The following is a 19,809-nucleotide window of genomic DNA, read 5'->3' as shown; positions in this document are numbered from 1 at the left end:
GCAGTTCGCCGGGCGGCCGCGGCTGAGCTGAAGTATTTTCAGTTGACTGTCATCGTAGCGCTTGCGAAATATGCGCGAGCCATGGTGCGGCGCAAACAGCTGCCGGACCCGCGATTTGATTGTGTTTTGACCCGAATTCCTCGACCATTTTCGTCATTTACGGAATTTTCCTCATTCACTGAAATGGAGCGCGTATGGCAGGGAAACCGTCTCGCAAATCCGAGGGCCCGCGCGAAAGCGTTCTCATCGATTTGGCGTTACAGGGCGGCGGCTCGCATGGCGCCTTCACCTGGGGGGTGCTCGACCGGCTGCTCGAAGAATCCTGGCTGAAGATCGAAGCGATTTCCGGCACGTCGGCCGGGGCGATGAACGCCGCCGTCCTGGTCAGCGGCTATATGAAGGGCGGCGCCCCGGGCGCGCGCGAGGCGCTCGACGCCTATTGGGGCCGCGTCGCGGAAGCCGCGCGCTTCAGCCCGATCCAGCGCTCGCCGTTCGACCGCCTGATGGGCCGCTGGTCGCTCGACACCTCGCCCGCCTATATCATGCTGGACATGATGAGCCGGCTGGTGTCGCCTTACAATCTCAATCCGACCGGCCATAATCCGATCCGCAAGATCCTCGAGGACAGCATCGACTTCGCCCATCTCAACGAGGCGGAGATCAAGCTGTTCATCACCGCGACCAATGTCCATACCGGGCGCGGGCGGGTGTTCCGGAACCGGGAGATCACGCCGGAGGTTCTGCTCGCCTCCGCCTGCCTGCCGACCATGTTCCAGGCAATCGAGATCGACGGCGAGCCCTATTGGGACGGCGGCTACGCCGGCAATCCGACCATTTCGCCCCTGGTGCGCGAAAGCGACGCCCATGACGTCATTCTGGTGCAGATCAACCCGCGCGAGCGCCGCCAGACGCCGCGAACGGCCGGCGAAATCCTCGACCGGCTCAACGAAATCTCCTTCAACGCGCCGCTGATGAAGGAATTGCGCATGATCGCCCTGCTGCGGCAGGCGGCCGATCCCGGAACCGGCGAAGGCCGGCGCTGGGCGGAAATGCGCACCCATCGCGTCCTGACCGACAAGCTCGCGGAATTCGGCGCCTCGTCCAAGCTCAACGCCGAAGGGCCATTCCTCGAAATGCTCAAGCGCGAGGGCCGCTTGGCAGCGGAGGCCTTCCTCGCGGAACACGGCGCGGATCTGGGCGTCCGCTCCACCGCCGATCTCGACGTACTTCTTCAGGAGTGCTGACCATGAGCGGTTCCGAACTCATCGGCCTCCTGGGCATCCTCGTTGGCCTGAGCCTGCTGATCTGGCTGGCGTTCAAAGGCTGGAGCGTGCTGCTGCTCGCGCCGATCGCGGCGGTCGTCGCCGCCTTTTTCTCCAGCGAGCCGCTTCTCGCCCACTGGACCCAGACGTTCATGCGCAGCGCCTCGGGTTTTCTGGCGCAATTCTTCCCGATCTTCCTGCTCGGCGCCCTGTTCGGCAAGCTGATGGAGGACACCGGCTCGGTCTCGGCCATCGCCGATTACATGACCGAGAAACTCGGGACAAAGCGCGCCATTCTGGCGGTGGTGCTCGGCGGCGCGGTGGTCACCTATGGCGGCGTCAGCCTGTTCGTCGCCTTTTTCGTGATCGCGCCCATGGCCCAGGGCCTGTTCCGGGCCGCGAGCATTCCCCGCCGGCTGATGCCGGCGGCGATCATGCTCGGCACCTCGACCTTCACCATGTCGGCCATGCCGGGCACGCCGTCGATCCAGAACACCATTCCGATGCCCTTCTTCGGCACCACGCCTTTCGCGGCGCCGGGGCTCGGAATCATCGCCTCCGCCATCATGCTCGCCTTCGGCCTGTGGTGGCTGGCGCGCGAGGAGGCCGCCGCGAAGGCGCGCGGCGAAGGCTTTGGCGACGACGACGCGCTGAAGTCGGCCGCCGATCTGGCCGACGACGAGACTTTGCGCGAGCGCGCGACCGCCTCGCACGAATTCGACCCGGCCGAAATCGCCCATGGCGAAGTCGCCGCGACCCGCCCGCCGTTCTGGTCGGCGGCGGCGCCGATCGTGGTCGTCATTCTCGTCAATCTGATCCTCTCGCTGATCGTTCTGCCTCGCCTCGACCTGAGCTTCCTGTCCAAGCCGGAATGGGGCGGCGTGTCGCCGGCCGCCGTCACCGGCGTGTGGTCCGTGCTGACCGCGCTGACGCTCGCCATCCTCACCGTCCTCGCGCTCAACGGACGGCGCCTGCCCGACCTGCGCGGCACGATGGACGCCGGCGTCAACGCTTCGGCGCTGCCGGCGATCAGCGTCGCGAGCCTCGTCGGCTTCGGCGCGGTGGTCGCGGCGCTTCCGGCCTTCGCCATGGTCCGCGACGCGGTTCTCGGCATCGGCGGCGGCCCTTTGGTTTCGCTGGCGGTGGCGACCAATACGCTGGCCGCGCTCACCGGCTCGGCCTCGGGCGGCCTGACGATCGCGCTCGACGCGCTCGGCTCGACCTATCTGCAGCGCGCGGCCGAGATCGGCATGGATCCGGCCTTGCTGCATCGCGTCGCGGTGATCGGCTCGGGCACGCTCGACAGCCTGCCGCATAATGGCGCCGTGGTGACTTTGCTCGCCGTCTGCGGCTCGACCCACGGCAAGAGCTACAAGGACATTTTCATGGTCGGCATTCTCGGGGCGATCATCGCCCTGGTCGTCGTCATCGTCCTCGGCTCTCTGGTCGGATCGTTCTGAACTTGTCTCGCGGCTTCGCTCGAAGCGCCCAATCCGGGGTTCGCAACTTGTCCTTCAAAGGCTCCCTCCCCCACGCCCCGCGCCTGTCCCGTCTGCTGCTCGCGGCCGCGCCGGCGCTGCTCCTCATCCTTTCGGGCTGCAAGCGCGAAACCGCCGAGGAGCCGCCGCCGCCGCGCCCCGTACGCACCGTCGTCGTCGAAAAGGCGGGGCTGGGGCAGACCATCTCGCTGACCGGCCAGATTCAGGCGGAAAAGGAAGTCGCGCTGGCTTTCCGCATCGGCGGCCGGATCATCGAACGTAAGGTGGACACAGGCGACCACGTGACTCCGGACGAGGTCGTCGCCAAGCTCGATCCCCAGAACGAACTCAACGCCCTGCGCTCGGCCCGCGCCGCCCTTGCCGCCGCCAAGGGCCGTCTTGAGCAGGATTCCAACCATTTCGACCGCCAGCAGACCCTGCTGCGGCAGGGCTGGACGACCCGCGCCAATTTCGATCAGGCCCAGCAAGCCCTGCGCTCCGCGCAAGCGGCGGCGGACGACGCCAAGGCGCAGGTCGAAATCGCCGAGGATCGCGTCAGCTACACCGAACTCAGGGCCGGAGTGATCGGCACGGTGACCCACCGCGCCGCGGAATCGGGCGAGGTGGTCCAGGCCGGACAGACGGTCTTCACGGTCGCGCGCGATCACGGCTGGGACGCCGTCTTCGACGTTCCCGCCCAGGTGCTGCGCACGGCGCCGCCCGACGCCGACGTGATCGTCGCCTTGACCGACGATCCTTCCGTCACCGCCAAAGGCCGGGTGCGTCAGGTCTCCCCCCAGGCCGATCCGGTCACCCGTACCTTCAAGGTCCGGGTCGCGGTCAATAATCCGCCGCCCGCCATGCGTCTCGGCGCCACCGTGACCGGCCGGATGGAGGTCGATCACGGCCATGGCCTGTCGATCCCCGCTAGCGCCCTGACAGCGTCGGGAACCAGTCCGGCGGTCTGGGTGGTCGATCCCAAGAGCCTGACCGTGGCTTTGAAGCCGGTCGAAGTCCTGCGCTACGACCCCGGGACCGTCGTGCTCTCCGGCGGGCTCGACGCCGGGGCGATCGTGGTCACGGCGGGCGTCCAGGCGCTTCATCCCGGCCAGAAGGTGCGGCTGCTCGGAGCCCAGTCATGACGGGGCCCAATCTCTCCGACTGGGCGCTCAAACACCGATCCTTCATCGTCTTCGCAATGATCGCGATCGTCGTCGCCGGTCTGTCGTCCTATTTCGGGCTCGGGCGCAGCGAGGACCCGGCTTTCACTTTCCGCACCATGGTGGTGCAGGCGGCGTGGCCGGGCGCGACCCTCAACGAGACGCTCGATCAGGTGACCGAGCGTCTCGAACGCAAATTGCAGGAGACCAAGGGCCTCGATTTCCTGCGCTCCTATACGAGCCCCGGCCGCGCCACGATCTTCGTCAATTTGAAGGGCTCGACTTCGCCCAAGGACGTGCCGGACATCTGGTATCAGGTGCGCAAGAACATCGGCGACATCAGGCGGACCCTGCCCCAGGGCGTGGTCGGCCCCTTCTTCAACGACGATTTCGGCGACACCTATGGCCTGATCTACGGCTTCACCGCCGACATCGGCTTCAGTCAACGCGAATTGCGCGATTATGTCGAGGACGTGCGCTCCAAGCTGCTCCATGTTCCCGACGTCTCGAAGATCGAGATTCTCGGCGCGCAGGACGAGCAGATCTATGTCGAATTCTCGACCAGCCAGCTTGCGGGGCTCGGGATCGACCGCGCCGCCCTGATCGCCGCGATCCGGGCCCAGAACGCGGTGATTCCCGCCGGGGCGATCCAGACCGGCAACGAGAAGATTTCGATCCGCGTCACCGGCGCGTTCAAATCGGCAAACGACCTCCTCGACGTCAATTTCCTGTCCAACGGCCGCCTGATCCGCCTGCGCGACATCGCCGAGGTTCGCCGGACCCTGGTCGATCCGCCTCAGCCGATGTTCCGCGTGAATGGCAAGCCGGCGATCGGCCTCGCCATCGCCATGCGCGACGGCGGCGACATTCTCGCGCTCGGCAGGAACGTCAAAAAGACGCTCGACGCGGCGGTCGCCGACCTGCCACTCGGCATAAATGTCGCCCTGGTCTCCGACCAGCCGGTGGTGGTCCAGAACGCCATCGGCGAATTCATGGAATCTTTGTGGCAGGCGATCGCGATCATCATGGCGGTGAGCATCGTCAGTCTCGGATTCCGGCCCGGCGCGGTGGTGGCGCTGTCGATCCCGCTGACGGTCGCGATCATTTTCCCGATCATGCAATATTTCGACATCGACCTGCAGCGCATCTCGCTCGGCGCGCTGATCATCGCCCTCGGCCTGCTGGTGGACGACGCCATGACGACGGTCGACGTGATGATCTCGCGCATGGCGGCAGGCGACAGCAAGGAGAAGGCCGCGACTTTCGCCTATGAATCGCTCGCCTTTCCCATGCTCACCGGCTCCTTCATCACCGCCGCCGGCTTCGTGCCGATCGGCTTCGCCAAGTCCTCGGCCGGCGAATATACATTTTCGATCTTCGCGGTGGTGTCGATCGCTCTGATCGTCTCCTGGTTCGTCGCGGTTTTGTTCGCGCCTCTGCTCGGCGTCTGGCTGCTCAAGGCGCCGGAGAAGAAACAGGACGACAAGCCCAGCCGGATCATGGCCGCCTTCCGCTCCCTCCTCCTCCTCGCCATGCGCCGGCGCTGGATGACGGTCGCGGTCACGCTCGCCTGTTTCGTGGCCTCGCTGCTGGCGCTGCCGCTCGTGCCGCGCCAGTTCTTCCCGGCCTCGGACCGGCCGGAACTGGTGGTCGATCTCACCTTGCCGCAGAGCGCCTCGATCTTCGCCACCGACCGCGCGGCGAAAAAGCTCGACGCCATGCTCAAGGGCAATCCCGACGTCGCGAGCTGGAGCACCTATGTCGGGCGCGGCGCGATCCGCTTCTATCTTCCGCTCAACGTGCAGCTCGCCAATGATTTCTTCGCCCAGGCGGTGGTCATCGCCAAGGACGTTGCCGCGCGTGAACGCTTGCATGCGGCGCTGGAAAAGAAGCTGGCCGACGAACTGCCGGGCGTCGTCTCCCGCGTCTCGCCGCTGGAGCTGGGCCCCCCGGTCGGCTGGCCGGTGCAATATCGGGTCAGCGGTCCGGATCTGAGCCAGGTGCGCATGATCGCCCTGCAGCTCGGCGCCATTCTCGGCGCGAACGACGATCTGCGCCGCGTGAATTACGACTGGATGGAGCCCGCGCGCCAGGTTCGCGTGGTGATCGACCAGGATCAGGCGCGGCTGCTGGGCTTGAGCTCGCAAGCGCTGTCCTCCTTCCTCAACACGGTGATGACCGGCGCCCCGATCACCCAGGTTCGCGACGACATCTATCTCGTCGACGTCGTCGCCCGCGCCCAGGACGAGCAAAGGGTTTCGCTCGACACCTTGCAATCCTTGCAGGTTCCGCTGCCGAACGGACGCACCGTGCCGCTTAGCCAGATCGCGCGCTTCGAATATCAGCAGGAATATCCGCTGGTGTGGCGCCGCGATCGCGTCCCGACCCTGACCGTGCAAGCCGACGTCGTTGCCGGGGCCACGCCCGAGGCGGCGGCAGCCGCACTCGCGCCGGCGGTGCAAAAGCTCGGCGCCGGCCTGCCCAAGGGCTATCATATCGCGGTCGGCGGCACGGTCGAGGAAAGCGCCAAGTCGCAGGCCTCGGTTTTCGCCAAGCTCCCGCTGATGCTGTTCCTGATGCTCTTGTTCCTGATGGCGCAGCTCCATAGTTTCAGCCGTCTCGCCATGGTCCTGAGCCTCGTGCCGATGGGCCTCGTCGGCGTCGTCCTCGCTTTGCTGATTTCCGGGCGGCCGCTCGGCTTCGTCGCCATTCTCGGCATATTGGCGCTGATGGGCATGATCGCGCGCAACGCCGTCATCCTGATCGAACAGATCGAGGCGGAGCGCGCGCAGGGCCTCGATCTGTGGAACGCCATCGTCGAAGGCGCGATGTCGCGCTTCAGGCCGATCATGCTGACCGCGATCTCGACGGTTCTCGGCTTCATTCCCATCGCGCCGACGGTGTTCTGGGGACCGATGGCCTTCGCCATCATGGGCGGCCTGTTCGTGGCGACGATCCTGACCCTGCTCGTGCTGCCCGCGCTTTACGTGATCTTCTTCCGCGTCAAGGAGCCGACGAAGACGGTCTCAGCGTAACGCCGCCGCCAGCAGGGCGAGGACGATCAGCAGCAGCGACGCGCCCGCCGCCGGCCATTGCCGCAGGCGGGCGTCGAGCCATTCGAAATCCGGACCCAGGGCCACGAAGCGCGCGAAGGCGCGCTCATAAAGACCGATGCTGTCGCCGGCGGGAATTTGCGGCGCGGAAAGGCCGCTGCGCTGAAAGCCGAAAGCCAGCGCGACGCCGGTCGCGACCGGCCACAGCCCGTCCCAGATTTTGTCGAGTTTCAGCGCTTCGCCGGGATGGGCGGCGAAGAACCAGGGCAGAAGAAGCGCGCCAAGCCCCAGCGCCGGCCAGAAGCGCACGAGAGCGGCAGGCGTTTCTTGAGCCGTATCTCGGGCGCCTTCCGGCGTCGGCGATGCGAGGCGCGTCACGAAATGGGTCATCAGGATCGCACTGCCGATCGAGGAAAGCGCCGCCAGAAAGGCCGGCCAGCCGGTGACGAATTGCGCTTTCGACGCGAGCTTGGCCAGGGCGCCCCCGGTGAAGGGCAGGCCGGCAAGGCTCAAGGCGAGCGCGCCGGCCAGAGCAAGCGGCCAGCCGGACAAGGGCTCCGTTCCCGACTTTTGGCGCGCGGCGAGGGCGCCGATGGTCAGGAACAGAGCTGCTTTCACCAGCAGGTGATTGGCGCCATAGAAGGCCATGTCGCCGGCCGCCGATGGCGCTCCCGCCGCGAGCCCGAGGCCGAGCGCGGCGGCGACGACCCCCATCTGGCTGATGCTCGAATAGGCCAGGATGGTCTTGGGATTGTGCTGGGTCAGGCCAACGGCGACGCCGTAAAAGGCGGACAGGAATCCCAGCGTCGCCAGCGCCTCGCCCATGCCCGCCATCGGAGCGCCGAGCGGCAGAAAGCGGATGAGGCCGATGACGCCGGCCTTGACGCCCGCGCCGCTGAGCACCGCGGCGACGGGGATCGGGGCCGCGCCATAATTGAGCGGCATCCAGCCGTTGAACGGGATGAGGCCCATTTTCATCCCGAAACCGGCAACGATCAGGACGCCGACGGCGTCGCGATAGGGCGAAGACGGCAAAGCCGCCGTGATGTCGGCGATCCGCGCGCTCCCATGTGGCTCGCCCGCCGCAAGGAGAGCGAAAGCCAGCAGCAGCAAAGCCTCGCCGAAAAGCGCGAAGGCCATATAGATCGCGCCCGCGCGCTTCTTTTCCGGATCGTCGGAAAAAGCGAACAGCCCAAAGGCCGGGATACTGACCAGGGCGTAGAGCAAATAGAATGAAACGAGATCGCCGGCGACGAAGACGCCGAGGCTGCCGGTCATGGTCAAAAGCCAGGAAATCCCGAAACGCTCATCGGACGCCTTGTCGCGACGCAGCGCCGCGCCGACGACGATCCACAGCAAAGCGGCAAAGACCAGCAACAGCGCACCGGGAGGATCGAGCCGCAGGGTGACGCCCAGCCACGGCAGATCGAGCGAAACCGGCGCGCCGCGAAGGCCAAGGAGGCCGGCGGCGAGACCCGGCGCGGGCGCCAGAAATTGCCAGGCGAGCGCACGCGGCCGCCAATCCTTGACGAAACAGGCCGCCAACAGCGCCAGAGGCGCGGCGAGGGTCGCGGCAAGGAGGAATTCCGTCAAGGCGCGCCTCCCGCCGCGAGCGGGCGGCCGATTTCGAGGAAATGAAAAAAGCTCTGCGGCGCGAAGGCCAGCGCCAGCGCAATCACGGCGAGGCCAAGGGCGATCGCCTCGCGCGAACGCTGCGGAGGCGCCTTGATTTCGACCGCGCCATCGGCGAGCGCCGGCGCGAGGATGCGATAGACATAGCCCGCCGCGAGCAGCCCGCCGGCGAGGATCGGCAGCGACCATATCCATTGGCCGGACGCGATCGAGGCCCGCAGCATCAGCCATTTGGCTTCGAATCCGCCGCTCGGCGGCAGGCCCGTCAGCGACAGGCCGCCAAGGCCGAGCGTGAGAAAGGTCAGCGGCAGAGCGCGCGCCGCGCCCTTGAATTTCGCGATCTGGTCATGGCCGAGCGCCTCGGCGAGCAGGCCGGCGGAAAGGAACATCGCCGCCTTGGCGAAGGCATGGGCGAGAACCTGCATCATGCCGCCGCTCCATCCGGTCGCGCTCCAGGCATGGCCGCCGGCGGCCAGGGGGAACACGAGAAAGAGATAGCCGATCTGCGCCACCGTCGAATAAGCGACCAACAGTTTCAGCCGCGCCTGCCGGAGCGCGAGGACGCTGCCGACGATGGCGGCGAAAGCCCCGAGCGTCCCGAGAACCGCGCTCGGCGCGGCGGTCGGCAGCGCCGGCAGGACATAGAACCACAGCCGCAAGGCCAGGAAGAAAGAGCCCTTGACGACCAGGCCCGACAGCACGGCGCTGGCGGCGGCCGGCGCATTGGCGTGCGCGGGAGGCAGCCAGATGTGGAGCGGGAACAAGGCCGTTTTAGCGATCAGGCCCGCGGTCATCAGCGCGGCGGCGGTCCAGACGACCGGCGTGGGCGCGACCCGCTGCGCGAGCAGGACAATGTCGAGCGTCCCATAGGCGCCATAGAGCAGCGCGACCCCAAGCAGATAGATGATCGAGCCGAACAAAGCGAACAGCAGGTAGCGCAAGGCGGCGGCGAGCGTTTCCGGGCGGCCGTCGATGCAGACCAGCGGCACGGCCGCGAAAGTCAGAAGCTCCAGCGCGACATAGAGATTGAACAGGTCGCCGCCGAGGAAAATGAGGATCAGCGCCGCCCAGATCGCCTGCAGCATGAGCCAGAAGGTCAACGCGCCGCGGCTTTCCCCCTGCCCTTCCGGCGTGGCGAATTTGGCGCGGGCGTAAAACGCCGCCGCGGCGACGATCACCGCCGCGACGAGCAGCATGACCGCCGATACGCCATCGGCGCGCAGGGCGATTCCGAGCGGCGGCGGCAGGCCCGCGATCGTGTAGACGATCGGCGCGCCGGTCGCCGCGACCTGCATTGCGATGAGCCAGGCCAAAGCGAAACCGAGCGGCGCGAGGGCGAGCGTGACCTTTTCGGCGACGCGGCCGCCGAGCGCGAACGAGACGAGGATTCCCGCAACCGGCAGCAGGACCGCAAGAACGAGCAGCGCGCCGCCCGGGGTGGCCGCCATCATTTCGCGCCGCCGTCGTCCGGCCCGGACCAGGCTTCCGGGTCGAGCGTGACCTTGCCGCTCGCGGCGGCGAGGCGCAGGATGAGCGCGACCGCAAGCGCGCTGGCGGCGAAGGCGACGACGATGCCCGTGATGACCATGGCCTGCGGGACGGGATCGAAGGCGAATCGCGCCGCCGCGCCGCGCCGCGCGACAATCCCGAAAACGAGGAAGACTCCGCTGCCGATGAAATTGAAGGCGAGCAATTTACGCAAGGGATGGGGGTGCAGGATCAGGCCGTAGAGCCCGAGCCCGACCAGCGCGGCGCCGACCAGTCCGGCGAGTATCGACGGGCTCATGGCTCGGAACTCCCGTCCGGCGGGCCGGCGACGAGCATAGGCAAGGCGACTGCGATCGACAGGACCATGAAGGCCTCGATGAAGAGAATCAACGGCTTGGCGAAAGCGGACGGGAATGCGAAGAAATTGCCCGCCAGCAACAGGCCGGCAAGGCCGACGACCAGGAAAACCGCCGGGCCGGCGATCAGCGCCAGACGCAGGATGCGCGAGTCGATGCGCGGCGGCTCGGTCAGACGGGCCATCATCGCGACCATCCACATGGCCGCGAGCAAGGCGCCGCCCTGGAAGGCGCCGCCGGGCGCGTCGGCCCCGACCCAGAAGATGTGAACGCCGATCAGCGCGCCGGCCGGCGCGAGAAGCTGGGCGAGAAAGACCATGGCGCCTTCGGCCTTCGCCTTGCGCAGGGGCGCCGGCGCCGTTCCCCAGGCCTTGTCGGGGCCGACCGACCAGACGCCGAGCACGGCCAGGATCAGCACGACCTTTTCGAGCATGGTGTCGAAGGAGCGGTAGGACATGAGCACCGCGGTGATCGGATTGCCGAGCCCCGCGCCGGGACCGTCGGCGGCCGCGGCGGCCGCCGGCGCCAGACTTGGCGCGGGCGTCGGCAGCGTCACGACGACCCAGGCGAGCGCGCCGGCGACGAGAACCGCGAGCGCGCCGACGAAAATCCTGAGCGCCAGCCCGGGCGGCGCGCCGGTTTCCGCCGCCTTGATGGCGTCGAGCCTCTTGCCCGCCGTGACCAGCAGCACGCCGGTCACGCCGCTGCCGACCGCGGCTTCGGTCAAGGCGATGTCCGGCGCATAAAGCCGGATCCAGACGATGGCGAGCAGCAAGCCATAAGCGACATAGCCGACGACCGAGGCGAAGAGATTCCGGGCGGCGATGGTCCAGGCCGCGACGCCCACGACCAGAAGGGCGAGGCCGAGGTCGAGCGCGGGCAGGACGCTCATTTGCGCCCCCGGCGCAGGGCGCGGCCGATCAGCTGGGCGGTCGAGGCCCCCGACAGCAGGACCAGCGCCCAGACCACGACCAGCTTGAAAGCGGCCAAGGGGTTTTCCGCACGGGGAAGGAGGCCCAGAACGACCAGTCCGAGGCCGAGATTGTCGGCCTTGGACAGAGCGTGCAGGCGCGAGAGCGAATCCGGAAAGCGCAACAATCCGACGGTTCCCGCGAAAAAGAAGAACACGCCCGCGCCGATGGCGGCCAGGCTGAAGAGATCGATCAAAACGCTCACGGCTCCGAGCCCCCTTCCTCGGCGTCGAGGTGGTTCAGGAAGGCCATGGTCGCGAAGGCGGCGAGCAAGGCGAGGCCGAGCGCGACGTCGTCGACGCCGGGAACCTGGGTCGCATAGGCGGTGAGCAGCAGGGCGGCGATGCCGCCCGTGCCCAGAAGCTGGACCGCCATCAGCCGGTCGACATCGTCGGGGCCGCGCAGGATGCGCGCGAGGCCGACGGCGACCGTCAGGACAATGACCCCCGCGGCGCCGAGCAAAAGCTCATTCATGGCCTGTCGCTTTCTTGAAGGCGGCTTCGTCCGCCGCCAGATTGGCGGCGATGGGTTGGGCGATGTCGAGGCCGTGGACGAACAGTCTGCCGCCCTCTTCGCCGGTCGGCAGGGTTCCAGGCTGCAGGCTCTGGTTCAGCGAGAAGGCGTTGCGGGCGACGCCGGGCGCAATCGTCAACGGATAGACGACGAAACCGGGATCGATGTCGAGCTGAGGCGACAGGGCGCGTCGCGCGACGTCGAAGCCCGCGACGACCGACCCGCGCAGAAAACGACCCAATAGCGCGAACAAAGGAAAGATTTGCGGATGGGCGCCGCCGGGGGGCAGCAACAGCAAGCTGACATAACCCGCGCCGCCGGCCGCGAACAAGCCCACCGGCAGGTCTTTGGGGCTCCAGCCCGCGACGACCAGCCACAGCCCGAAAAAAAACGCCGAACGGACCCAGAAATCTCGCTTGCGGTGGGGCGCGTCAGCAAACATCGAAGCCTCAAATTTCGCGCTGCACAACGAAATTAACATCCGAATGCGCAAGAAGCAATTCTCCAGCTTGGGCGCTGTCGACGCCGCGCCGCCATCGATCGTCGATAAAGACAAGAACATAAGAGGCGCGTTAGCGCATAGTCACAAGAAGTTGCAGACTTGTTTGACAATAACACGCGTTAAAACGACGAACTATAGCGTTGTTCCGACCCGGAATGAACGAAAAATACTCAAGTAATTTAGGGACTGTTTACCCTGCGCCGCGTTAAAACTCATCGCGGGCCGACGCCTCAAGTCTCTGGCGTCCTCCTCTTGCGCGCTTGCTGAACGCAGCGCTCCAGGGCCGACAGGAAGGCCGACCGGTCGCGCGGTGAAAATCCCTTCGGCCCCCCGACGATCGCGCCGCCGGAGCGCAAATCCTCCATCAGATTGCGCATTGCCAGCGCCATGCCAATCGACGCATCGTCGAAAATCTTGCCATCGGGCGCCAGCACGAAGGCCCCCGCCTTGACGCAGCGCGCGGCGAGCGGAATATCGGCGGTGACGACGATTTTACCCGCATCGGCGCGCGTGGCGATCCAGTCATCCGCCACATCCGGTCCCTGCGGCACAAGCACGCGCTCGATCATAGGATGGCGCGGCGCTTGCAACAGGCGATTGGCGACCAGAAAGACTTTCAGCTCATGCCGCGCGGCGACTTTGTAGCATTCGTCCTTCACCGGACAGGCGTCGGCGTCGATCAGGATTACCGGGTCCATGCGCCCGCCAGGAGGATGCTAAGGGCCATCGGCCAACGGTTTCGACGGGGTGTTATTTTGCGCATGCGACGACTGTAGCGGCTGAATCGCGCGCTGTCCCAATGTCAGCTTTTTGCCGACCACCATTTTTCGCCTGCTTCCTTCGGCGACCAGCCGAGGCGAAGACGCATTGTTACGCCTGGAATGATCACGCCGCCGCCAGGCCCGGCGCAGTTCAGGCAGACCAACGTGATGTCGGCGCTTCTGGCTCGCCGAATTGTTGTTTGGTAGAGCTATGAGGCCTTCACACCCTGTTGGAGCGAAAATGTCCCTCGATCGCACTGAGGTCGCCAACAGCGACCGGCTTACAGTCACTTGGGTCGAATTGACGATCAGGCTGGGGGTGCTCGGCGTTTTCCTTTATTGGTCATTCCTTCTCATCAGTCCGTTCACAACGATCATGGCGTGGAGCACGGTTCTGACGGTAGCCCTGTATCCCGCATATGATTGGATGGTTCGATTTTTTGGAGGTCGGCGCCGACTCGCGGCCGCGCTTTTGACCGCCGCTTCTCTCCTTGTCGTCGTTGGCCCCGCGACGTCGCTGGTGCTGGGCCTGATAGGCAGCCTGCGAACGCTGTCGACCGAGTTCGATCTGTCAGCAATTACGCTGCCGCCGCCATCCGATGCGGTAAAAAAATGGCCGCTGATTGGCGAAGCGGCATACCAATTCTGGAGCCTCGCCTTCACGAACCTGCGCGCGGCGCTGGTTCAGATCGCGCCACAATTGAAACCGCTCGGCGGCAACCTGTTGCAGATCGCTGCAGGAGGCGGAGCCGCCGCGCTCAAATTCTTCACGGCCATTGTTGTCGCCGGATTTCTGTTTCCGGCGGCGCCCGCGCTGGTTTCGATCCTGAAAATGTTTTCCCGCAGAGTGGCGCCCGGGCGCGGCGAACATTTCCTGGAGCTCGCCGGCGCGACAATTCGTAGCGTATCGAGTGGGGTTGTCGGCGTCGCCATTCTCCAAACCTTGCTCGCCGCGCTCGGGCTTGTCGTCGCCGGCGTGCCCGGAGCCAGTCTCATCAGCATCGCGATTCTCATTCTGGCGATCGTTCAGGTCGGCCCGAGCGTGGTGATCATCCCTGTGATCATCTGGAGCTGGTTCTCGATGGAGCATATGACCGCAATGCTGTTTACGATCTATATGATCCCGGTCAATTTATTCGACAATTTCCTACGGCCGATTCTCATGGCCAGAGGCCTCACGACACCTTTGCTTGTCATTCTCATTGGCGTCGTCGGAGGCGTCATTTCATTCGGAATCACAGGGCTCTTCCTTGGCCCGATCACGCTTTCGGTGTTCTGGGAGCTTTTCATGGCATGGATCAAGGAAAGCGACGACCCCGAGGCGTCTTTCCCTCCAAATTCCGAGGCGCGTCCATAATCGTCACCGATGCCGGGGTCCCAAATGACGCTTTAAAAACACGTCCGTCTGCAGGCGACCACTTCAGGAGCGTCGCAATGAATAGAGGCCGGTCAAAAGCTGAAGCGACCCGCCAATGGGCGAAGGTCACGCCGCATTTTTAGCGCTCAGCAAAGGCTATATTCATCATCGAGATTCATCATCGAGCGGATGCGACTTGACAAGATTTCCGACCACGACATTGAATTGTTCCTTCACTCGTTTGCCGATGCCAGAAAGACTGACGGGGCGACATGGAGGAAAACGCCGATGGCTGAGCCAGCCGACCCCGACCAGGCCTCGCCGCCCATGCTTGACACTTGACGAGTCGCGCAAGCCCCGCGTGTGAGCCGGGCGACAATCGACTGCATGGTTAAGCGCGGCGGCTTTCAAACCGTCCGCGTCGCCAGCCGCCAGCGCGTTTCAGCCAGAGAGATCGCGTGTCTCTCGGGCGACGCTGGCTCCGGCGATCCTCCGGCCCGCCCGCAGCGCTGCCGTGCGTCAATCACAGGCCCGAGACGAAACGCTCAGCGTCCTCCGCGCTCAGCTTGGGGCCTCTCCAATGCCCGGCTCCTGACGCTGAGCCAGGAATTGGCTCGGTTTCAGACCGAACTTACAACCTTGGTGCGGAAATGCGGGATTTGGAGAAGATCGTCTCCAAGGTTTAGCCACGATACCGCCTCCCCTCGACGAGCGGCCGCCACGGATGCGCTGGCGGGCGCATTGCTTAAAAAGATTTACCAAAATCATTCTCCGACTACGCTTCGCGCGGCCAAATGCATCGTTAAATTGCGTTTCTGAGCGAGTCATTCACTTTATTACGCGTAACTAGCAACTTGCTAGCCGCCGTCCAGAAACGTCCAAGCGTAACAACATCATTTGTTGCATCAATCGCGTTCTGCATATTTAATATTGCTTCACAATAGCTATCCAGCGCCTTTTTTTGAGCGTCTCCGACCAAAGGCTTGACAGCGCGCGCCCTTGCATATTGTTCATTTAGATTGGCAAGAAGCGCCCTTTTTGCGTCGACCGGAACTTGTTTCGTGTCCATGAGCTCCATGGCATAAGCCGAAGCGTGAACCTGAAACTGGGTCATGCTGTCGCTGAGCGCGCGCAATTGTTGCACGCGATAGTCATCCGCACGCTTCCAACCATCTGTGATCTGAGTCATCCAGAAGGTCGCCACCATCCCCAATAGCGTCACAACATACGTGTGCCACCGCGGAGTTTGCGTAGTCTCAAAAAATTCTTTGGCCTTGGCAGCAACGGTCTTTTCCGCAGGCGCTGGAGGCGAACTGTCCAACTCGTTCATGACTGCCCCCCATTATCTTGCGGACATCCCCGACTGCACGCGTGTCCTCTCACGAGCTTGTCTTTGAAATAGCCCCGTAAGTCGCCGGACAGGCACTCCCACTTCGCTAAGAGGTAGGAGTAATGTGGTGTTTATGACTGGTGACAATCCGAAGAGTGAGGTCCTGCCGGGCCGAGAACGACGGCGTCGGCGCACGTCGGCGGAGAAATTGGCGATCATTGCCGAGACGATGGAGCCGGGCATGACGGTTAGCCTTGTCGCGCGCCGTCACGGCATCGCCCCCAATCAGCTGTTCACCTGGCGGCGGCTGGCGAACCAAGGCGCCCTGACCGCGACGCAGGCCGAGGAGGACGTCGTTCCGGCGTCCGCCTACAGGGCTTTGGTCGACCAGGTGCGCGAACTGCAGCGCCTGCTCGGCAAGAAGTCGATGGAGGCCGAAATCCTCAAAGAGGCGCTTGAAGGTACGCATCCGACCGGCGCCGCAGCAGCCTCGGATTTGACCGCTTCAGCGATCATGCGGCGACAGTGGCGGCGAGTTGGCGCTCTTTCCATTTCCACGGCAGCAGGTCGTCGATCTGCTTGGCGGGATGATCTGGCAGGCGCGCCAGGACGTCGGCGAGCCAAGCCTGCGGATCAATATCGTTGAGCTTGCACGTCTCGACCAGCGTGAAAACCGCTGCGGCCCGGCGTCCCCCGGCATCGGAACCGGCGAACGTCCAGTTGCGTCGCCCGACCGCTATGCCTCTCAGGGCGCGCTCGGCGGCGTTATTGGTGAGGCAGACTCGGCCTTCGTCAAGGAAACGCGCAAACTCGACCCATCGCGACAGGCCGTAATTGATGTCCTTCGCGAGATCGGTCTTGGCCGACAGTTTCGCGCGCTGTTCGGACAGCCAGACGCGCAAGTCGGCGACGAGCGGCGCAACGGTTTCCTTTCGCAAGGCGACGCGCTCATCGGGCGGTTTGCCGGTGATCGTCCGCTCGCAGGCGAAGATCTCATCCATGCGGCGCACCGCCTCGACCGCGATCGGCGCCTTGCCCGATTTGGCGTGGTCGAACAGTTTGCGCCGCCAGTGCGCCCAGCAGGCCGCCTCCTTGATCGGCGCGGGCTTGCGCGCCGCCTCGTAAAGCGCGTTGTAGCCGGTATAGGCGTCGGCCTGCATGATCCCGGTCCAGCCGGTGAGATGCTTTTGCGGGTGTTCGCCGGCGCGATTGCGCGAGTATTCGAAGAAGGCCGCCGGCGGACCCTTGCCCCCGAACGGCCGGTCGTCGCGGACATAGGTCCATAACCGGCCGGTCACGGTCTTGCCTTTGGCCAGTACGGGAACCGTAGTGTCATCGGCATGGATGCGCGCGCCGCGCAGCACGTGGGCTTTCAGCGCGGCCAGGATCGGATCGAGCGTCACCACGCAGGCGCCGACCCAATCGGCGAGCGTGGAGGTGTCGATTTCGATGCCTTCGCGGGCGTAGGTTGCGCTCTGGCGATTGAGCGGCTGATGCAGCAGGAACTTCGACACCAGGATCATGGCGAGCAGGCTGGGGCCGGCGAAGCCGCGCGCGATCGGATGCGAGGGCGCCGGCGGTTCGGTGATCGCCTCGCAATCGCGGCAGGTAAATTTTTCGCGCACATGCTCGATGATTTTCCAGCGCCGCGGTTCGCTTTCCAGCGACCGGGTCACGACCTCGCCCAGCTTGCGCAACCGCTGACTGCCGCATTTGCCGCAAGCGCAAGGCGCCGGCTCGACAACCCGCTCGACCGGCAGATCGTCCGGCAATTTGCGCGGTCCGCGCAGCGCGCGCCTGTGATTTTCCTTCGTCGCTTCCGGAGCGGCGATCTCGGCTTTGGCTTGTTCGGCGCCTTGCGTTTCCTCCAGATCCTCGATCGCCAGTTCGAGCTGTTCGATCAGCTGCTTGCCGCGCTCCGATGATTGTCCGAACTGTTCACGCCGGGCCTTGGCGAGCAGGAACTTCAGGCGCTCGATCTCCAGCCGGGTGACTTTGACCTCACTCTGCGCGGCGAGATTTTCCGCCTGCTGCTGCGCCAGCTGTTCGCGCTGCACGAGGATCATCGCATGGGCGCTGGCGAGGTCGGAAGGAAGTGGGTCGAAGGCGTTTTCCACGCTCCGATTGAACCATATCTGTCCGCCGAAATCGTCCCAAAACAGCGGCCCGAGTCAATCGGTCGCAGATCACCCCGCCGCCTCCGGACGCCATGTTTTCTGCGGCATGCGCCAGTCGATCCCGGACAGAAGATAGGACAGCTGGGCTGCCGAAATCGTCACCACGCCATCGGCCATGGAAGGCCACAAGAACCGGCCGCGCTCCAGCCTTTTCACGAAAAGGCAGGCCCCTTGGCCATCATGCCAGATCACCTTCAAAAGATCGCCGCGGCGACCGCGGAAACAAAAGAGATTTCCGTTGTGCGGATTGCGTTTCAGCGTTTCCTGTACCCGCAACGCCAGAGAGTTGAAGCCTTTGCGCATGTCGGTGTGGCCCGTCGCCAGCCAGACGCGAACGTCGCTCGACAGCCCGATCACCTCGGCGCCATGACGTTCATGATCCGCCTCAGGGCAACGGGATCAATGTCGGACGCGACAACGAGCCGGACGCCGCTTGGAAGAATGATCTCGACCATTGATGGCGAGCCGCTCGCCTTGGGGGCGGCCTCAACGCAGACGCGAACCATCTGCGGCGGCTCGATGGCGGGCCGTTGCGGCTGAACGCGCAGCTCGCGACGCCAGGTGAATAATTGGCCCGGCGAAATCCCGTGGCGCCGCGCCGTCGCCGAAACCAGGCGAGGACCCGCCATGCTTTCGCTCACGATCCGCAGCTTCTCCTCATCGGACCAACGGCGGCGACGCCCCGTCTCGACGATCGCCAGCTTTTCGACACTGTGAGTATGACTATGCATACGTATAGTGTCTTACCGATCTGCCAGCGAAATCACAGGCGGTCCATGCCGGACGCATACGCTTGAAGTCGCCGTAGGCTCAAAAAAACGGATGTTGCGGTCGTTGTCGCTGCCGACGCTCAATCCACGGGACGGTTCGCGATGAAGGCCGTCTGCGAAACCCTCGGCGTCGCCCGCTCGAATGTCGCCGCGCGCATTGCCGGCGGCGCGGCCAAACGCATGGGCCGACCGCCCCTGCCGGAAGACGATCTGCTCTGCGAGATCAAGGGGATCATCGCCGAACAGCCGTCCTGGGGCTACGCCCGCGTGTGGGCCGACCTGCGCCGCAAAAGACGCGCCGAGGGCGCGGCGCCGGTCAACCGCAAGCGGGTTTATCGGGTGATGAGGGCGCACGGCCTGTTGCTTCAACGTCATGCCGGCGGCGGCGAAAACCGCCGGCATGACGGCAAGATCGCCGTTCTGCGCTCCAACCTGCGTTGGTGTTCCGACGGCTTCGAGATCGCTTGCGACAATGCCGAAAAAGTCCGCGTCGCCTTCGCGCTTGATTGCTGCGACCGGGAAGCCCTCGGCCATGTCGCCACGACGGCGGGCGTCAAGGGCGAGGACATCCGCGACCTGATGGTCAGCGCCGTCGAATATCGCTTTGGCCCGGTCAATCGCCTGCCCAGCCCGATCGAATGGCTGACCGACAACGGGTCTTGCTACATCGCTGGCGACACGAAACATTTTGCCCGCGAAATCGGCCTTGAGCCGCTGACCACGCCGGTCGAAAGCCCCCAATCGAATGGAATGGCCGAAGCCTTCGTCCGCACGATCAAACGCGATTACGCGCGCGTGTCGCCACTGCCGGACGCCGAAACCGTGATCCGCTTGCTGCCGTCGTGGTTCGAGCATTACAACACACGCCATCCGCATCGCGCGCTTGGCTATCGTTCACCCCGCGAGTTCATCGCGGATCGCTTGGCCGCCGAAGCCGGAGAGTGTCTGTCCGAAACTTAAGGGGCTACAACAGTCTTTCAGCTAAGCACATTTCCTTCC

Annotated in this window: 17 protein-coding genes and 2 pseudogenes; 7 read left to right on the top strand and 12 right to left on the bottom strand. The window is 64.9% G+C overall.

Annotated features, from left to right (window positions below; genetic code table 11):
- Positions 1-194 precede the first annotated feature (194 nt).
- Genes K2U94_RS11480 through K2U94_RS11465 form a run of 4 tightly spaced genes read left to right on the top strand, consistent with a single transcriptional unit; the run spans position 195 to position 6,935 of the window.
- Positions 195-1,244 carry a patatin-like phospholipase family protein gene (locus K2U94_RS11480; RefSeq protein ID WP_243067342.1) on the top strand — a complete coding sequence of 350 codons (1,050 nt, stop codon included), beginning with the start codon at positions 195-197 and terminating at the stop codon, positions 1,242-1,244.
- Positions 1,245-1,264: 20 nt separating this feature from the next.
- Complete coding sequence (locus K2U94_RS11475) at positions 1,265-2,722, top strand: GntP family permease (protein WP_243068854.1); 1,458 nt, start codon at positions 1,265-1,267, stop codon at positions 2,720-2,722.
- A gap of 47 nt (positions 2,723-2,769) precedes the next feature.
- A complete protein-coding gene (locus K2U94_RS11470; RefSeq protein ID WP_243067341.1) occupies positions 2,770-3,882 on the top strand; it encodes an efflux RND transporter periplasmic adaptor subunit in 1,113 nt (370 codons plus the stop codon).
- Complete coding sequence (locus tag K2U94_RS11465; RefSeq protein WP_243067340.1) at positions 3,879-6,935, top strand: efflux RND transporter permease subunit; 3,057 nt, start codon at positions 3,879-3,881, stop codon at positions 6,933-6,935. Before K2U94_RS11470 ends, K2U94_RS11465 begins: the two co-directional genes overlap by 4 nt.
- Here the strand turns inward: K2U94_RS11465 and K2U94_RS11460 are convergent.
- The 8 genes from K2U94_RS11460 to K2U94_RS11425 form a co-directional block, all read right to left on the bottom strand.
- Positions 6,927-8,546, bottom strand: a complete 1,620-nt coding sequence (locus K2U94_RS11460) for a proton-conducting transporter transmembrane domain-containing protein (protein WP_243067339.1) — start codon at positions 8,544-8,546, stop codon at positions 6,927-6,929. The genes K2U94_RS11465 and K2U94_RS11460 overlap by 9 nt on opposite strands.
- A complete protein-coding gene (locus K2U94_RS11455; RefSeq protein ID WP_243067338.1) occupies positions 8,543-10,036 on the bottom strand; it encodes a complex I subunit 5 family protein in 1,494 nt (497 codons plus the stop codon). The genes K2U94_RS11460 and K2U94_RS11455 overlap by 4 nt, the downstream gene beginning before the upstream one ends.
- On the bottom strand, positions 10,033-10,371 hold the full coding sequence (locus K2U94_RS11450) for an NADH-quinone oxidoreductase subunit K (RefSeq protein WP_243067337.1): 339 nt from the start codon (positions 10,369-10,371) through the stop codon (positions 10,033-10,035). Before K2U94_RS11450 ends, K2U94_RS11455 begins: the two co-directional genes overlap by 4 nt.
- Positions 10,368-11,321, bottom strand: a complete 954-nt coding sequence (locus K2U94_RS11445) for a hydrogenase subunit MbhD domain-containing protein (protein ID WP_243067336.1) — start codon at positions 11,319-11,321, stop codon at positions 10,368-10,370. Before K2U94_RS11445 ends, K2U94_RS11450 begins: the two co-directional genes overlap by 4 nt.
- Positions 11,318-11,605, bottom strand: a complete 288-nt coding sequence (locus K2U94_RS11440) for a cation:proton antiporter (RefSeq protein WP_243067335.1) — start codon at positions 11,603-11,605, stop codon at positions 11,318-11,320. Before K2U94_RS11440 ends, K2U94_RS11445 begins: the two co-directional genes overlap by 4 nt.
- Complete coding sequence (locus tag K2U94_RS11435; protein WP_243067334.1) at positions 11,602-11,874, bottom strand: MrpF/PhaF family protein; 273 nt, start codon at positions 11,872-11,874, stop codon at positions 11,602-11,604. The genes K2U94_RS11440 and K2U94_RS11435 overlap by 4 nt, the downstream gene beginning before the upstream one ends.
- A complete protein-coding gene (locus K2U94_RS11430; RefSeq protein ID WP_243067333.1) occupies positions 11,867-12,355 on the bottom strand; it encodes a Na+/H+ antiporter subunit E in 489 nt (162 codons plus the stop codon). Before K2U94_RS11430 ends, K2U94_RS11435 begins: the two co-directional genes overlap by 8 nt.
- A gap of 290 nt (positions 12,356-12,645) precedes the next feature.
- On the bottom strand, positions 12,646-13,113 hold the full coding sequence (locus K2U94_RS11425; RefSeq protein ID WP_243067332.1) for a YaiI/YqxD family protein: 468 nt from the start codon (positions 13,111-13,113) through the stop codon (positions 12,646-12,648).
- A gap of 304 nt (positions 13,114-13,417) precedes the next feature.
- Here K2U94_RS11425 and K2U94_RS11420 point away from each other — a divergent pair, with 304 nt between their 5' ends.
- The gene (locus K2U94_RS11420) at positions 13,418-14,533 is read left to right on the top strand and encodes an AI-2E family transporter (RefSeq protein WP_243067331.1); all 1,116 of its coding nucleotides are present in this window, start codon (positions 13,418-13,420) and stop codon (positions 14,531-14,533) included.
- Between the two features lie 802 nt (positions 14,534-15,335).
- Here the strand turns inward: K2U94_RS11420 and K2U94_RS11415 are convergent.
- Complete coding sequence (locus K2U94_RS11415; RefSeq protein WP_243067330.1) at positions 15,336-15,863, bottom strand: hypothetical protein; 528 nt, start codon at positions 15,861-15,863, stop codon at positions 15,336-15,338.
- 133 nt (positions 15,864-15,996) lie between these two features.
- Here K2U94_RS11415 and K2U94_RS11410 point away from each other — a divergent pair.
- A pseudogene (locus tag K2U94_RS11410) lies at positions 15,997-16,323 on the top strand (transposase); the annotation flags it as partial.
- 52 nt (positions 16,324-16,375) lie between these two features.
- Here the strand turns inward: K2U94_RS11410 and tnpC are convergent.
- The 3 genes from tnpC to tnpA all read right to left on the bottom strand — a co-directional run bounded on the left by tnpC (position 16,376) and on the right by tnpA (position 18,771).
- The gene (gene tnpC / locus K2U94_RS11405) at positions 16,376-17,929 is read right to left on the bottom strand and encodes an IS66 family transposase (protein ID WP_252393806.1); all 1,554 of its coding nucleotides are present in this window, start codon (positions 17,927-17,929) and stop codon (positions 16,376-16,378) included.
- A gap of 120 nt (positions 17,930-18,049) precedes the next feature.
- On the bottom strand, positions 18,050-18,397 hold the full coding sequence (gene tnpB / locus K2U94_RS11400) for an IS66 family insertion sequence element accessory protein TnpB (protein ID WP_243067328.1): 348 nt from the start codon (positions 18,395-18,397) through the stop codon (positions 18,050-18,052).
- Positions 18,394-18,771, bottom strand: a complete 378-nt coding sequence (tnpA, locus tag K2U94_RS11395) for an IS66-like element accessory protein TnpA (RefSeq protein WP_243067327.1) — start codon at positions 18,769-18,771, stop codon at positions 18,394-18,396. Before tnpA ends, tnpB begins: the two co-directional genes overlap by 4 nt.
- An 81-nt stretch (positions 18,772-18,852) precedes the next feature.
- Here tnpA and K2U94_RS11390 point away from each other — a divergent pair.
- Positions 18,853-19,770, top strand: a pseudogene (locus K2U94_RS11390) (IS3 family transposase); the annotation flags it as partial.
- Between the last annotated feature and the right edge of the window lie 39 nt (positions 19,771-19,809).

Origin of the sequence: Candidatus Rhodoblastus alkanivorans, from assembly GCF_022760755.1 — a bacterium.
In the GTDB taxonomy this organism is placed as follows: Bacteria; Pseudomonadota; Alphaproteobacteria; order Rhizobiales; family Beijerinckiaceae; genus Rhodoblastus; species Rhodoblastus alkanivorans.
Note: the sequence above shows the minus strand (reverse complement) of the source record. Positions and strands in the feature narration are given on the sequence as shown.

What these genes read in the sequence shown, in the direction of transcription:
- K2U94_RS11430 (WP_243067333.1), bottom strand. Translation starts at nt 12,355, where the DNA reads ATGTTTGCTGACGCGCCCCACCGCAAGCGAGATTTCTGGGTCCGTTCG.
- K2U94_RS11450 (WP_243067337.1), bottom strand. Translation starts at nt 10,371, where the DNA reads ATGAGCCCGTCGATACTCGCCGGACTGGTCGGCGCCGCGCTGGTCGGG.
- K2U94_RS11465 (WP_243067340.1), top strand. Translation starts at nt 3,879, where the DNA reads ATGACGGGGCCCAATCTCTCCGACTGGGCGCTCAAACACCGATCCTTC.
- tnpC (WP_252393806.1), bottom strand. Translation starts at nt 17,929, where the DNA reads ATGATCCTCGTGCAGCGCGAACAGCTGGCGCAGCAGCAGGCGGAAAAT.
- K2U94_RS11445 (WP_243067336.1), bottom strand. Translation starts at nt 11,321, where the DNA reads ATGAGCGTCCTGCCCGCGCTCGACCTCGGCCTCGCCCTTCTGGTCGTG.
- tnpA (WP_243067327.1), bottom strand. Translation starts at nt 18,771, where the DNA reads ATGCATAGTCATACTCACAGTGTCGAAAAGCTGGCGATCGTCGAGACG.
- K2U94_RS11435 (WP_243067334.1), bottom strand. Translation starts at nt 11,874, where the DNA reads ATGAATGAGCTTTTGCTCGGCGCCGCGGGGGTCATTGTCCTGACGGTC.
- K2U94_RS11455 (WP_243067338.1), bottom strand. Translation starts at nt 10,036, where the DNA reads ATGATGGCGGCCACCCCGGGCGGCGCGCTGCTCGTTCTTGCGGTCCTG.
- K2U94_RS11425 (WP_243067332.1), bottom strand. Translation starts at nt 13,113, where the DNA reads ATGGACCCGGTAATCCTGATCGACGCCGACGCCTGTCCGGTGAAGGAC.
- K2U94_RS11415 (WP_243067330.1), bottom strand. Translation starts at nt 15,863, where the DNA reads ATGAACGAGTTGGACAGTTCGCCTCCAGCGCCTGCGGAAAAGACCGTT.
- K2U94_RS11420 (WP_243067331.1), top strand. Translation starts at nt 13,418, where the DNA reads ATGTCCCTCGATCGCACTGAGGTCGCCAACAGCGACCGGCTTACAGTC.
- K2U94_RS11480 (WP_243067342.1), top strand. Translation starts at nt 195, where the DNA reads ATGGCAGGGAAACCGTCTCGCAAATCCGAGGGCCCGCGCGAAAGCGTT.